13 protein-coding genes are annotated in these 14,275 nt (G+C 47.9%); 12 read left to right on the plus strand and 1 reads right to left on the minus strand.

Going from position 1 to position 14,275, the window contains the following annotated elements; genetic code table 11:
- Window positions 1-39: 39 nt before the first annotated feature.
- From BV910_RS06760 to nth, 6 genes are all read left to right on the plus strand, one after another.
- Window positions 40-225 (plus strand): YpmA family protein, encoded by a 186-nt coding sequence (locus BV910_RS06760; RefSeq protein ID WP_015881492.1) that lies wholly within the window; start codon window positions 40-42, stop codon window positions 223-225.
- Window positions 222-707: a hypothetical protein gene (locus tag BV910_RS06765; RefSeq protein ID WP_078146755.1), complete on the plus strand. Its 486-nt coding sequence runs from the start codon at window positions 222-224 to the stop codon at window positions 705-707. The genes BV910_RS06760 and BV910_RS06765 overlap by 4 nt, the downstream gene beginning before the upstream one ends.
- A gap of 20 nt (window positions 708-727) precedes the next feature.
- Window positions 728-1,915, plus strand: coding sequence for a pyridoxal phosphate-dependent aminotransferase (locus BV910_RS06770; protein ID WP_078146756.1), 1,188 nt, complete (start codon window positions 728-730; stop codon window positions 1,913-1,915).
- 20 nt (window positions 1,916-1,935) lie between these two features.
- Window positions 1,936-3,237: an asparagine--tRNA ligase gene (gene asnS / locus BV910_RS06775; RefSeq protein ID WP_145977441.1), complete on the plus strand. Its 1,302-nt coding sequence runs from the start codon at window positions 1,936-1,938 to the stop codon at window positions 3,235-3,237.
- Window positions 3,238-3,299: 62 nt separating this feature from the next.
- On the plus strand, window positions 3,300-3,884 hold the full coding sequence (locus BV910_RS06780) for a DnaD domain-containing protein (protein ID WP_078146757.1): 585 nt from the start codon (window positions 3,300-3,302) through the stop codon (window positions 3,882-3,884).
- Window positions 3,884-4,543: an endonuclease III gene (gene nth, locus BV910_RS06785; protein WP_074037165.1), complete on the plus strand. Its 660-nt coding sequence runs from the start codon at window positions 3,884-3,886 to the stop codon at window positions 4,541-4,543. Before BV910_RS06780 ends, nth begins: the two co-directional genes overlap by 1 nt.
- A 657-nt stretch (window positions 4,544-5,200) precedes the next feature.
- On the opposite strand, the gene BV910_RS06795 is transcribed toward nth, so the two are convergent.
- Window positions 5,201-6,052: a DUF3800 domain-containing protein gene (locus BV910_RS06795; RefSeq protein ID WP_035387865.1), complete on the minus strand. Its 852-nt coding sequence runs from the start codon at window positions 6,050-6,052 to the stop codon at window positions 5,201-5,203.
- A 357-nt stretch (window positions 6,053-6,409) separates the two neighbouring features.
- Between BV910_RS06795 and recU the strand changes: the two genes are divergently transcribed.
- From recU to BV910_RS06825, 6 genes are all read left to right on the plus strand, one after another.
- Window positions 6,410-7,036 carry a Holliday junction resolvase RecU gene (recU, locus tag BV910_RS06800; protein ID WP_078146759.1) on the plus strand — a complete coding sequence of 209 codons (627 nt, stop codon included), beginning with the start codon at window positions 6,410-6,412 and terminating at the stop codon, window positions 7,034-7,036.
- A 20-nt stretch (window positions 7,037-7,056) separates the two neighbouring features.
- On the plus strand, window positions 7,057-9,663 hold the full coding sequence (locus BV910_RS06805) for a transglycosylase domain-containing protein (RefSeq protein WP_078146760.1): 2,607 nt from the start codon (window positions 7,057-7,059) through the stop codon (window positions 9,661-9,663).
- An 80-nt stretch (window positions 9,664-9,743) separates the two neighbouring features.
- Window positions 9,744-10,304 carry a hypothetical protein gene (locus BV910_RS06810; RefSeq protein WP_078146761.1) on the plus strand — a complete coding sequence of 187 codons (561 nt, stop codon included), beginning with the start codon at window positions 9,744-9,746 and terminating at the stop codon, window positions 10,302-10,304.
- Window positions 10,305-10,321: 17 nt separating this feature from the next.
- The gene (locus BV910_RS06815) at window positions 10,322-12,571 is read left to right on the plus strand and encodes a DEAD/DEAH box helicase (protein ID WP_078146762.1); all 2,250 of its coding nucleotides are present in this window, start codon (window positions 10,322-10,324) and stop codon (window positions 12,569-12,571) included.
- On the plus strand, window positions 12,568-13,731 hold the full coding sequence (locus tag BV910_RS06820; RefSeq protein ID WP_078146763.1) for a ribonuclease H-like domain-containing protein: 1,164 nt from the start codon (window positions 12,568-12,570) through the stop codon (window positions 13,729-13,731). The genes BV910_RS06815 and BV910_RS06820 overlap by 4 nt, the downstream gene beginning before the upstream one ends.
- Window positions 13,728-14,273 carry an SLOG family protein gene (locus BV910_RS06825; RefSeq protein WP_047795387.1) on the plus strand — a complete coding sequence of 182 codons (546 nt, stop codon included), beginning with the start codon at window positions 13,728-13,730 and terminating at the stop codon, window positions 14,271-14,273. Before BV910_RS06820 ends, BV910_RS06825 begins: the two co-directional genes overlap by 4 nt.
- Window positions 14,274-14,275: the final 2 nt, after the last annotated feature.

Below are 14,275 nucleotides of genomic sequence, written 5' to 3' on the forward strand. Positions count from 1 at the left end.
TATAATGATACGTATAGTGTTTTTGGAGGAGGAGTCAATATGAACTCGAATATTGAGACGCTGGCGAGCGTGCGCATCGAACCGACTGCGGACGTCTACAAAATTGTCGACTTATTGAATCGGACCTTAAAGAGTCAGGATTTAATGTTCGGTTTGTCACTTGAGAAGAAAGTGAACGATCCGAAGAAGGAAGAGATGGTCTTCACCATCTATCGTACAGAATGACCAGAAAGGCAAAATGGATCGTCTCATTACTGGCGGCACTGATTGGTGTCGTCCTTGTCTTTAGCGTGATGTATCGATTCACCATCGGTCATACAGAGAATCAAAAAGAAAAGCTCGTCGAAACGGCGATGGCACGATTGGCTGAAGAATCTCCAGGCGCGAGAGTGGGTCAGGGAGAACTGTTCAATGGGACAGAGGCGTATGTCGTCTTCCCAGAAGTAGACGGGGAGTCCATTTGGTTTGTCCCATTGGATAAAAAGCTGGAGATCGAGCAACGAGAAATCGGTGAAGTGGACGCTACTGACGTCTGTTCGAAGTCGGTTGAGGAGACAGGCGGACAACTGGTCAGCTGTAAGGTTGGTTTTGACGAACGGGCACTCATCGAAGTGGTCACGAAAGCGGATGCGTCTTATACGTATTCGTACTATACGCTTCAGGCCGGAGAATTTATTCGACGGGTCCAATTGACCGATCAAATGTAATGAATTAGAGGGGGATTATGATGAAACATCTATTAGCGAAACGTGTAAAACAACTCACACCATCGACTACCTTAGCGATTACAGCTAAGGCGAAGGCACTGAAAGCTTCAGGCAAAGATGTCATTGGTCTCGGCGCGGGTGAACCTGATTTCAACACACCAGAACGAATCATCGATGCTGCTTGTCAAGCCGCTCGAGATGGAGACACAAAATACACGCCATCTGGCGGGACAGTCGCGTTGAAAGATGCCATCATTGAAAAGACGAAACGCGATAGTGGATTGTCGTTCGAACGCAACGAGGTGATGGTGGCTTCAGGTGCGAAACATGCCCTTTACGCTTTGTTCCAAGCTATTCTAGATGAAGGGGACGAAGTGATTGTCCCAGCCCCATACTGGGTCAGTTATCCGGAACAAATCAAATTGGCGGACGGGGAACCTGTCTTGGTCGACACGAATGAAGAGACGTCATTTAAATTGACGCCAACGCAACTCGAAAGTGCGATCACTGCTCGTACGAAGGCCGTCATCTTGAACAGCCCATCCAATCCGACGGGAATGATTTATACGAAAGAAGAGCTACAGGCACTCGCCGATGTCGTTCTTCGCCACAATCTTCTCGTCGTCAGCGATGAGATTTACGAAAAGTTGATTTACGGTGATGCGTCGTTCGTATCGATTGCGACCCTTCCGAATATGCGTGAACGCACCATCATTATCAATGGTGTCTCGAAATCTCACGCGATGACAGGTTGGCGAATCGGATATGCCGTTGGGGACGCAAGAATCATCGGGGCGATGACGAACTTGGCCTCACACTCGACATCCAACCCGACATCTGTCGCACAAGCGGCTGCGGTAGAGGCATACAATGGACCACAAGAAGATGTGGAAATGATGCGTCAATCTTTCGAGGAACGACTTGAAATCGTCTACGACCGTCTCGTCAAAATTCCTGGCATCACGTGTTTGAAGCCGCAAGGTGCATTTTACTTATATGCCAACGCGAAGGTCGCGGCCACAGAGAGTGGCTATGACACTGTCGATGCTTGGTGTGAAGCTGTTCTTGAAGAAGCAAATGTGGCACTCGTGCCTGGTTCTGGCTTCGGACAAGACGATTACGTACGATTATCCTATGCAACTGAATTAAAACGCGTATTAGAAGCGCTCGATCGAGTGGAAGACTTCGTTACGAAGCGCGCTCGATAAGCGAAAGGATGGAAATGAACATGACAACTATTTCGATTAACCAATTTAAAGACTATGAAGGCCAATCTGTCCGTGTAGGCGCGTGGATTGCCAACAAACGTTCAAGTGGAAAGATTGCTTTCCTTCAATTACGTGACGGTAGCGGTTTTGCTCAAGCGGTCGTTGTAAAAGCTGATGTAGCGGAAGAGTTATTTACACTTGCAAAAGGGATTACGCAAGAAACGTCGGTTTGGGTCACCGGGAATGTCAAATCTGATGGCGGACGTACACCACTCGGATTTGAATTGGAAGTGACAGATTTAGAAGTGATTGCGGAATCGGTTGATTATCCAATCACACCGAAAGAACACGGAACGGAATTCTTGATGGACAACCGTCACTTATGGCTCCGTTCACGTCGCCAACACGCGATTATGAAAGTTCGTAACGAAATCATCCGTGCGACATATGAATTCTTCAACAAAGAAGGATTCGTCAAAATCGATCCGCCAATCCTTACGAGCAGTGCACCGGAAGGGACGACAGAATTGTTCGAGACAGACTATTTCGGTCAGTCAGCCTACCTTTCACAGACGGGTCAGTTGTACATGGAAGCCGCGGCGATGGCCCTCGGAAAAGTATTCTCGTTCGGTCCGACGTTCCGTGCGGAAAAATCAAAAACACGTCGTCACTTGATTGAGTTCTGGATGATTGAGCCGGAGATGGCATTTGTCGATCATGACACGAACCTCGAGATTCAAGAGCAGTACGTCTCATACATTGCACAGTCGGCACTTGCGAACTGTAAAAATGAATTGGAACTTCTCGGACGTGACCTTGAGAAATTGGCACAAGTACAAGCGCCGTTCCCACGCGTTCGTTACGAGGATGCCATCAAGTTCTTGAAGGCAGAAGGATTCGACGACATCGAATACGGTGATGATTTCGGTGCACCGCACGAGACGGCGATTGCCAACGCACATGATCAGCCGGTATTCATCACGCACTGGCCAAAAGAAATCAAACCGTTCTATATGAAAGTAGACCCTGAGAATCCAGAACTCGTTCTGTGTGCGGACTTGATTGCTCCAGAAGGATATGGTGAAATCATCGGGGGATCTCAACGTGAGGACGACTACGATCGTCTAAAAGAAGAAATCATCAAAGAAGGTCTCGACGAAACGGATGCGTATGATTGGTACCTTGAACTTCGTCAATACGGTTCGGTCCCACACTCTGGTTTCGGACTTGGCCTCGAGCGTACAGTCGCATGGATCAGTGGAATCGAGCACATCCGTGAAGCGATTCCGTTCCCACGTTTATTAAACCGAATTCACCCTTAACGATTAATCGGGGAAGACGTCATGTCCTCCCCGATTGATGTGTCTTAGAAAGGAAGTGCGACATGGATGCACATCAATTGATTCAATTATTCGAACAAAGTCCGGTCGTCATTCCACGAAAGCTGTTCACCGATGCGAGACGCCTCGACTTGTCACCCGTCGAGTTCAGTCTGATCGTTCATCTTCTTGAAATGACTGGGGAGGGCATCGTCATGCCGCTCCCGAGCGAGTTAGGGAAACGTTTGAATGTTTCGGAAAATGAGGCGCGATCAGTACTCCTCGGTCTATTGCAAAAAGAGTTGATCGCCATTGACGCTTCAAGTGATGGTGAGCGATATAGCCTATTGCCACTTTTCGAAGCGTTACAAGGGGAAGAGAAAGTTGTGCCCCAGCAGACACTGAATGAGAATATCATTCATACGTTTGAGCGGGAATTCGGAACGATCACCCCGTTCGAGATTGAACAAATCGTCGGCTGGATGACGGAAGATGGCTTTAGCGAGGAACTCATCATGGCCGCGCTTCGGGAAGCGAAACTTCGAAACGTGCGAAACTTCAAATACATGGACAAAATCCTGCGTGTTTGGCAAGATCATCATGTCGAATCGCTCGAGGATGTCGTGGAATATCAACGGAGGAATAAGTGATGTTGACGAGAGCACAATTACAGGAAGTGTCAGATACGATGAAGCAGATGTTCCCGGATGCTCATTGCGAGTTGACGCATCAAAATCCATTCGAATTGGTGGTCGCCGTCGCGCTTTCCGCACAAGCGACGGACGCACTCGTCAACAAGGTGACACCGGGTTTGTTTGAAGCGTTTCCGACTGTCGAGGCGATGGCAGCGGCTGACGTGTCTGAAATTGAGGCATTGATTAAACGGATTGGTCTGTACCGTAACAAAGCGAAGAATGTAAAAGCACTCTCAGAAAAAATTGTGAACGAGCATGGTGGAATTGTCCCTTCTGACCGAGCATCGTTGGAGGCGCTCCCTGGAGTCGGTCGTAAGACAGCCAATGTCGTCCTTTCTGTTGCATTCCATGAACCGGCGTTTGCGGTTGACACGCATGTGGAACGAGTATCCAAACGTCTCGGTATTTGTCGCTGGAAAGACAATGTCCGCCAAGTCGAGGATACATTAATGAAAAAGTTTCCACGCGAGGAATGGTCACAACTTCATCATCAATTCATCTTCTTCGGACGATATCATTGCAAGGCACAACGCCCAGGCTGTGAGGCATGCCCACTCTTGCATATGTGCCGTGAAGGAAAGAAACGAATGAAGTCACAGAAAGTCACCACATAAAAAACGCATCGACACGCAATGTGTCGATGCGTCAGACTGTAGACAAAGTATAGGTCTAATGTCTTCTATATGCCCAACCCGGACACGGCTCGCTTTCCTAGGGGCAAGCAGGGAGCCGCATCGCGACTGCGTCACTGCTGGGTCTCCCTTTGCTTGCTATTCCCTCAGGAGTCTCGCCTGCCCGTTCTTGGTCACCTTTTGTCCTTCATCCCATATAATGGTGTGAGAAGAACACACAGGGGCGGATCTGATGATCAACAAGTCGACATGATTCATCCTTCACGGTCTGACGAACGGAACGGATGTTGAACGGCGGGCCGAGGCGGATGATCTCGGGATTGATGACGGGCGGGCTCGGCGTTTACCTTCCCTTTCCCCTGATACATCGATTCGAAGGAAGTATCGAGTTTTTTCTTCGGCCGTCGTGGTCTTAGAAAAAGACAAACGGCCGCCAGATGACGACCGTTTGCTTTGCTCGTCCGACGGCGCCCCGACTCCTACAGGAAAGCAATCCGACGGAGACCCAGCAGCGACCTAGGTCGCGATGCGGCTCCGGGATTGCCTGAGGAAAGCGTGGGCGCCGGACAGGCGAGCGATAAGATTCATGTTAGTCAACAAGCTGACGCATCGACACGAAAGGTGTCGATGCGTTTTTGCTTAATGATTCCAAGGATGGTCGCTCCATTCGCGACGTTTTTTCGTGATTGGCACTTTTTTGAAGCCCCAGTTTCGGAAATCTTGGTCCGGACTTTCTTTACGGATGTAAATTTTGTCCTTAATGGCTTTAAAGATTCGGTTCTCGTCCCCATAATGGACGAACCGTGGTTTCACTTCAATCACGCCACGACGAACGCGAGAAAGTGGCAGACAGACGAGGTCGGCGATTTCTAATCCAGATTGATACATCGTGTTCTGCTTCTCAGAGAAGATGAAGCCTTTGATTTTTTGACGGCTCTTTTCAACGTCTAAATGAACGGTACCTGAATTGAAAATATCGAAGAATGCTTTTTGAATCAGTAAGTTCTGATAATCGTCTCGGGATTCCAGGACGACCCGGGCACTCACTGCCTCTGTTTCTTCTAAAAACGCATAGAATGACTTCATCAAGTGAGCGAACGCAACGACATACGGATCTTTGGGCGTCGAATAAAAGTCATGGAGCTTCTGTTTATCGACCTCGACACTGACGATCGTACAGTCGATTCCTCGTAAAAATTCAGGGAGCTTATCCCAAAAGTCGCGCAACATATCAATCGTGATCCCATCTTCTTTTCCGTAAGGATGTTCCGCTTTTAAAATTTCTTTTAAATGAAGTGGGATATGCTCCGTTTTGAACACATCTCGTTTGAACGCCTGAAGACGTCGTTTCAATTCACACGGTAGTCCAGTTTCGTCTGCATCGATTGAATACTTATATTCCATCAGCACGCCCGTCAAGTTAAATTGCGTGTTCCCCTTCGGCGTACCTGTCTCGTCGACGAACATGACATACTTCTTTCCACTTTCCATCCAATCCCTCCAAAACGGATTAACAGTAACGTCTTTAAGCATCCTATTTTATTTCCAAATGGTGATTTGGTCAATCTATTGCACAGGTATTGCACATTTTTTTCGAGAATGACATCAATTAGGTTTATCGGTGTGTCATCTTGGATAAACACTAAAGGTGCTATTATCATAGAAAAACAATCGGGATATACATAACGAGAGCTTTTCAATTTGGATACACAATCGCTTACATACTAGTTTAACATACGGGAGTTTGGTACGATATGTGTTGCGGTAAATCCACACAAGTGTCGACCGACAGAAGTCGACAATCAGACCTGAGACGGAAGGAACGAGTGGACCGACCTGTTAATATGTATGTATGGGGTGACGACATTGTTCCATTATCCAAACGGTAAAAAGGCAAACGTGACAAAGACAACAAAGGGGGAAGGAATTTCGAAGCAATCATCGAATTCTCAAACCTATGCGAATCGCGGAATGAACTTGGAGACGCTGTTAAATGAAACGAATGAATTTTATCGGATTCATCAACGAGCCGTCATCCACAAAAAACCAACCCCTCTCCAAATCGTCAAAGTCGACTACCCGAAGCGAAGTGCCGCCAAAGTAACGGAAGCCTATTTCAAACAGGCATCTACGACCGATTACAACGGTGTTTATCGTGGCAGGTACATTGACTTTGAAGCGAAAGAAACGAATAATAAGACGTCGTTTCCACTCGGCAATTTTCATGACCACCAAATCGCCCACATGCGTGAGTGTGAACGTCATGGAGGGATTTGTTTTGTCATCATCCGCTTTAGTCGCTATAATACGCAATATGTATTGACCACCGAGCAACTTGTTCGGTGGTGGGAACAACGATTAACGGGGCGAAAATCGATTCCGCTCAGCTTTATCGAAAAGGAAGCGATTGAAGTTCCGACGAGAGCCTTACCGTCGATTGATTATTTGACGGTGCTCGATCAATGGCTCGATTGAATAGAAGGAGTGAACCATGAATGGAGCGAAGTAGGGTCGCACGTCGACAAGATTCGACGACGAATAAACGCAAAAAAACTGGGAAACAACCAAAGACGAAAAGTAAGAAACCGATGTGGAAACGCATCTTTTTATTAGGCTTCATGTTATTTATTGCTGCGGTAATCGCATTCGGCGCCTATACGGTATATGCCATTGCGACGGCACCAGAGCTAGATGAAGAAAAGCTTGTCGATACGTACCCGATTCAGTTGATTTCGGCTGAAGGAGAACCGCTCGAAGGGGCAGGTCAGATTCGCGAGTATGTCTCAATCGACGACATTTCTGAAGTGATGCAACAAGCGGTCGTGTCAATCGAAGACCGTCGTTTCTATGAGCATAATGGGATTGACTTACGTCGAATCGGCGGAGCCGTCGTTGCCAACTTGACAGACGGTTTCGGTGCGGAAGGTGGATCGACCATCACGCAACAATTGGTCAAGCAGTCATTCCTTTCGACAGATAAGAAGTTGAAGCGTAAGCTGCAAGAACAATGGCTCGCACTCAAACTCGAGCGTGAGTATACGAAAGAACAGATTTTAGAGATGTACTTGAACAAAAACTATTACGGTAGTGGTGGATATGGTGTGCAAACTGCATCGAAACGTTACTTCAACAAGCCGGTCTCTGAGGTCAATTATCAAGAGGCCGCGATTCTTGCCGGTCTCCCACAACGTCCAAGTGCCTATGATCCAATCAATGGTGATCAGGAGTTGACCCGCTACCGTCAAGAGCAAGTCCTGTCTGCGATGAAACGTGACGGACATATTTCTGAGGAACAGTACAATGAGGCACTTGATGTCGCCATTGCTGACGTCATCTCACCTGGTGAAGAGACGGAAGAAGAAGCGTTCACACGTGCGATTTATTCACGAGTCCAAGCCGAGCTTGAAGAAGATTACGGTCTAGAACAGTCAGACATTTATGGAACAGGTTTAAAAGTCTATACGTCTATCAACAAAGAGTTGCATACAAAATTCAATAGTGACATTAAATCGGATAACGTGAACATTCCAGGCGGAAGCTTCCCGGCCGACGAACTCCGCATGGGTGCAACGGTATTGAATACGAAGACTGGTGAAATTGTCGCGATCATCGATAGTCAACAGGCAAAACAAGGTGACAAATCGTATCGTGATTATTCGAATGAAAAACGTCAAATCGGTTCGACGGCCAAACCGATCTTTGATTACGGTCCAGGAATCGAGAACGGACAATGGTCGACAGGGAAGATCTTACTCGATGCACCGCTCGAGGGGTCCTATAAACCAAACAACTATTATCAAGAATATCGTGGTCAAAACACGATGCGGTATTTCTTAACGATTTCAGGGAACACACCTGCTGTTCGAGCTTTCCAAGAAGTTCGTGATGAATTTGGTCAAGGGGCCATCGAGTCCTTTGCAAAAAACCTCGGCGTTGAACCGATGTACGCCGGAGAGGAAGTATTAGAAGCGAACGCCCTCGGTGCCGCTGAAGCGAGCACGACTCAAATGGCAGCGGCATATGCTGCCTTTGGGACGAATGGAATGTATACAAAACCGCATTTGATTCAAAAAATTGAATTCAATGACGGTTCAAGCATCAATTCGCCAATCAAAGCGAAGCAGGCAATGGAAGACTATACGGCATACATGTTGACGGACATGCTTCGTGATGTCGTGAGCGGTGCGAACGGGACGTATGAACCCGGTGCCTTCCCTTGGGACGTGGCAGGTAAGACGGGAACGACCAACGATGAGCAAGACAAGTGGTTTACTGGATATACGACGGACTACTCGATTTCCGTTTGGACGGGTAAAGTGAGCGGTGCTAGTGAGACTGCCAATAAACCGAACTACGCCCAATACTATTTCGAGTACATGATGCAACAAGTGACGAATGCGACGGGACAACCGGATCGATTCCAACGTCCGGACTCAGTCTTGTCACTTGGCAATGAACTCTATGTAAAAGGGACAAAACCAAAAGATCTTCAACCTGAGAAGTTGGTTGCTCCGACTGGGGCAAGTGTCAACTATGACGAAGAAGCCCAAACTGGTTCTGTCTCATGGTCATACGATTTCGATGGTGCGCAAGCAGATGGCTATACGGATGTCACGTTCACAGTGACACAGAAGTCAGCTGACGGAAGTGAGCAAGTCGTCGGAACGACCGGGGAGACGAGTGTAAATATTGCAAACTTGGCCGAAGGAGACACAACGTTTACCATTGTCGCGAATGCAACGAACCCGTTGACGGGTGAGCAGCAATCGGCACCGGCGCAAGCGAGCTACTCAATCGAACCGAAAGAAGAGCCAAAGGAAGAAGAGGAAAACCCTTCTGACGAGGAAAATTCCGAAGATGAACCATCAGACGAAAATAACGGGAACGGGAATGAAAACGGAAATGGTAACGGAGACGGAAACGGAGAAGATACCACCGGCGAACAAACTCCTGATGAACCGGCAACGGATGAAGGTTCTGGCGAAGGAACAGACGAACCAACTGACGGAGATGATTCAGGAACTCCGTTAGAGGGACAATCCAATGGTGAATCGTCTGACACGAATCGTGGAAATGGCAATTCAAACAATGGGAATAACTAAGGAAAGCAGGGCGACATTGTTCGCCCTGTTTTTCGTTTGACTTTGCTATAATGAAAAGAAAGGGAACAGGATGGTGACACATGGTTCAACTCTCTTTAAAGCGCAAGATGAAAGTACTACTTGTCATAGATCGACTGCAAGACGATGATTTCGGCGTGCCTCTCGGTGGACATCTCGGGTTAAAGCTTTCACATGTGCTCTTAAAAGAGTCGATACCGTTTGGGCGTCTCATCCAGGACCAAACCGTCGCCGAAGCGATCGGACATGCTTACTTGAAACGAATCGGAGTCGAGACCATGTTCACGGGCGAAGAATCCTATTATCCGGAACTTCTTCGTGGCAACCGTCAACTCAGCTCAACAAACGAAGATTATTATAAAACGGTGCAACGCTACGTCAAACATCTTTTAGCGGTTCATTCAAAATGTACGAAACTACATACCATCGTCTTGTTCGGACGGTCGACGCAACGTCTGTTTTCAGATGCGCTCATCCGCCTCGAAGAAGAGAATGAGCATGTCGCTGCTACATTTAACGAGATGGCCATCTTTCAGATGCCCGCCGTATCGAGAGTGGTACGAGATGAACGGATTCATCAAATCCGACAAGTCGTAGCGGATCTTGCCCCTTCGAATGCGTAATGAAAGAAGGTGACTGGATGCGAAAATCTCGCTCTGTCGAAGAAATGATCAAACAACTAAAAGACGATCCAGGTTTTTCAAACCACGTACGTCATTGGTACACGGTCGACGCTCGTCCGGCACAATATGCCCCAATTCCAGAACAAGTGCCTGAACAATTGGCGAATGTACTTAAGAATCGCGGAATCGAGCAGCTGTACACGCATCAAGCCGAGGCTGTGAAACAAACGGCGGCTGGTCATTCGACGGTCATCGTGACACCGACGGCTTCAGGAAAAACGCTTTGTTACAACTTGCCCGTCCTATCGAAGATGATTGAAAAACCTACAGCCCGTGCGCTTTATCTTTACCCGACAAAAGCACTCGCGCAAGATCAAAACAGTGACTTGATGGAGATGGTCGAAGCCCTTGAAGGGAATTTACGATGCTTCACGTATGATGGAGACACTTCACCTGCGGCACGAACAAAAGTCCGCGATGCGGGGAATATCGTCATCACGAATCCGGATATGCTACATTCCGGGATCTTACCTCATCATACGAAATGGATTCGTCTTTTTGAGAACTTAGAATATATCGTCGTCGACGAACTCCATACGTATCGTGGCGTATTTGGAAGTCATGTGGCGAACGTGTTTCGACGCTTGAAGCGAATCTGTGCCTATTATGGCAGTCATCCGAAATGGATCATGACCTCAGCGACCATCGCGAACCCGCTTGAACTTGCCGAGCTATTGACGGAAGAAGAAGTCGTTTTAATCGATCGGAACGGGGCACCTCAAGGGAAGAAACATCTTGTGTTCTACAACCCGCCTGTCGTCAACGAAGCACTCGGAATTCGTCGAAGCGCGACGCTCGAGACGAAACGAATCGCCTCGAGGCTCGTGGAAGCGAACATTCAAACGATTGTATTTGCGCGGTCGCGCGTACGTGTCGAGGTGCTATTGACCTATTTGCAGGAATTAACACGTCGGGAGCTCGGACCAAAGTCTATTGTCGGTTACCGTGGCGGCTATCTTCCATCTGAACGTAGAGAAATCGAACGGCGGTTACGGAACGGGGAAATCAAGGCGGTCGTCTCGACAAACGCGTTGGAGCTCGGTGTCGATATCGGCCAACTGCAAGCGTGTGTCTTAAATGGGTATCCTGGAACGGTCGCTTCCTTATGGCAGCAGGCTGGTCGGGCCGGACGCCGCCATTCAGAATCACTCGTTGTATTTGTCGCATCCTCGTCATCACTCGATCAACTCGTCGTCGAACAGCCGGACATGATTTTAGAACGTTCACCGGAAGCGGCCCGGCTTGACCCGAATAACTTGATTATTTTAGTGGACCATATGAAATGCGCCGCATTCGAGTTGCCTTTTCAAAAAGGAGAGCGATTCGGAACGGTCGATACGGAAGATATATTAGAGTTTTTGACGGATGCTCACGTCTTGCATGAACGGGCTGATAGATATTATTGGATGACGGATTCATTTCCGGCTCATGACATCTCGCTTCGGACGAGTGATCAAGAAAATGTCGTCATCGTCGATCAGACGGCAAAACATCAAGTCATCGGTGAAATGGACACGTTCAGTGCCATGACGTTGTTACATGATGAAGCGATATACTTACATGGAGCCGAGCAATATCAGGTCGAAAAACTCGATTTTGAGGAGAAGAAAGCGTATGTTCGCCGAGTTGACGTCGACTACTACACAGATGCGAATTTAGCCGTTGAACTGAAGGTGCTTGAAGAGAATAAGACAGATGGAGCGAAGACGTTTGGTGAGGTATCGGTCATCGCGATGGCCACTTTGTTCAAGAAAATAAAATTTGGGACGCATGAGAACATCGGGTCGGGCCCGATTCATCTACCGGAGCGAGAGCTGCATACGACAGCGACATGGTTCACGTTGGATGAGCGATTCGCCTACTCGGAGGCGGACCTCGAAGATCAACTTGAAGCGGTCAGTGATTTGATGAGACGGCTTGCACCACTCTATCTCATGTGTGACACGCTTGATTTATTCACAACGATTCAGATGAAGTCGACACATACGAGTAAGCCGACCGTCTATCTGTATGACCGCTATCCTGGAGGAATCGGGCTCAGCGAGGCGCTCTTTAAAGATGCAGACATGGTGCTTGAAGCGGCAGAACGGACGGTATCCGACTGTCCGTGTGAGAGCGGATGTCCCCGTTGTGTCGGCATGGTTGGATACGGTGACTTCAAGCAGCAAGTCATTCGCCAGTTGCAAGGATTGAAAGGAACGATATGAAAGCTAAACTATCTAGATTAATCAAAACGAACGAACCTGCCCCAAAAGCTAGTGTTGCGACCCCTGACGAAGTGGAGCAACAAAAGTGGAAGGATCATGGGGGCGAGATTTTAACGTTTGAGGGGGAATGGTGCGTCCGGATCCGGAAGACATATCCCCTTGATGAGGTGTATCACGACTTCGAGTTTGGAGAAGCAGGACAGATGATGGCTCGAACCGAGCATCCGTTTTTCGCCGTCGACTTAGACCCCGACCAAGTCCTGTTCATGGATACGGAGACGACCGGTTTACGTGGGTCTGGAACGTCGATTTTTTTAATCGGGTTTGCACGGATTCGTGCGGAACAACTTGAAATGATTCAATACGTGTTACCTCATCCGGCGTTTGAAACCGCCTTTTACTATCATTTCTTGCAAGACATCGGAGATGAGGTACGATTCGTCACCTATAACGGGAAGTCATTTGATTGGCCTCAAATCAAGACGAGACACACGTTCGTCAAATCACGGGTGAAACAATTACCTTCAGTGGGTCATGTCGATTTACTTCACGCTGCAAGACGATTGTTAAAACCGAGGCTAGAATCAGTATCATTAAAAGCGGTCGAAGCATACTTTGGTCATGAACGAAGGGATGACCTTCCTGGCTTCTTGGCACCGATGCACTATTTTCAATACGTCAAAGAGCGGAATCCAGAAATATTGCTGCCGGTCCTTGAGCACCATCATGCGGACTGTTTAAGCCTCGTCTCGTTGTATACGCGTCTCAGTCAGCTTGTCACGACCCCGGTAACTGATTTCGGAGAGGAACGTGCCCACTGGCTACATGACCTTGGCGAACAAGATCAAGCGCTGAGGGAGTTTGAGCAACTCCCGAGTCCATCGAAGCGTGCCATCATGCGGCAAGCGATGTTATTAAAACGAGCTGGACGATTCGAGGAGGCCATTCCGCTGTTTGAATCGATTCATACGATTGAAGGGTACGTCGAACTTGCCAAATATGCAGAGCATAAACAAAAGGACGTGGCTTTAGCGATGGATTACACGGAGCGAGCGTTAGAGATTCTTGATCAAAAGCGGACGGTGTTACGTCAAACGATGCAACGCGAGAAAGATGCGTTAGAACATCGCCGTGCTCGCCTAGAAAGGAAGCGAACATGAAAGTAGTAGCCGTCACAGGATATCGTCCTCATGAACTCGGTATCTTCAAAGCGGATCATCCGGGTATTGAAATCATTCAAGAAGCTTACCGGAAAAAGATACTTGAAGTCATCGAATTAGGTGCTGAATGGTTCATATTTAGTGGAACGAATGGTTGTGAATTGTGGGCCGGACAAGTATTGTTAGAGTTAAGAGAAACCTATCCGATTAAAATCGCCGTATTTCCGCCGTTCTTAAACATGGATGAGCGCTATAAACCATTCGAACAAGAACTATTTGTGCAACTGCAACTCGAGGCAGACTTTTTTGAGCCGCTGACACAGCGTCCATACGAAGACCCGAGTCAGCTACGGGCAAAAACAGCGTTCTTTTTAGATAAAGCAGAAGGATTGATCACCTTGTATGACGAAGAAACGGAAGGAAGTCCCCGGTTTCTAGTCGATGGGGCTCGGCGAAAGCCGAACATGGAAGTTTTCTTGATCACACAAGAAGACTTACGAGTCATTGAAGAAGAAAAACAATGGGAACAACAATGGGAGTGATA

This window comes from Exiguobacterium sp. HVEsp1 (assembly GCF_002009685.1).
GTDB classification, from domain to species: Bacteria; Bacillota; Bacilli; order Exiguobacteriales; family Exiguobacteriaceae; genus Exiguobacterium; species Exiguobacterium profundum.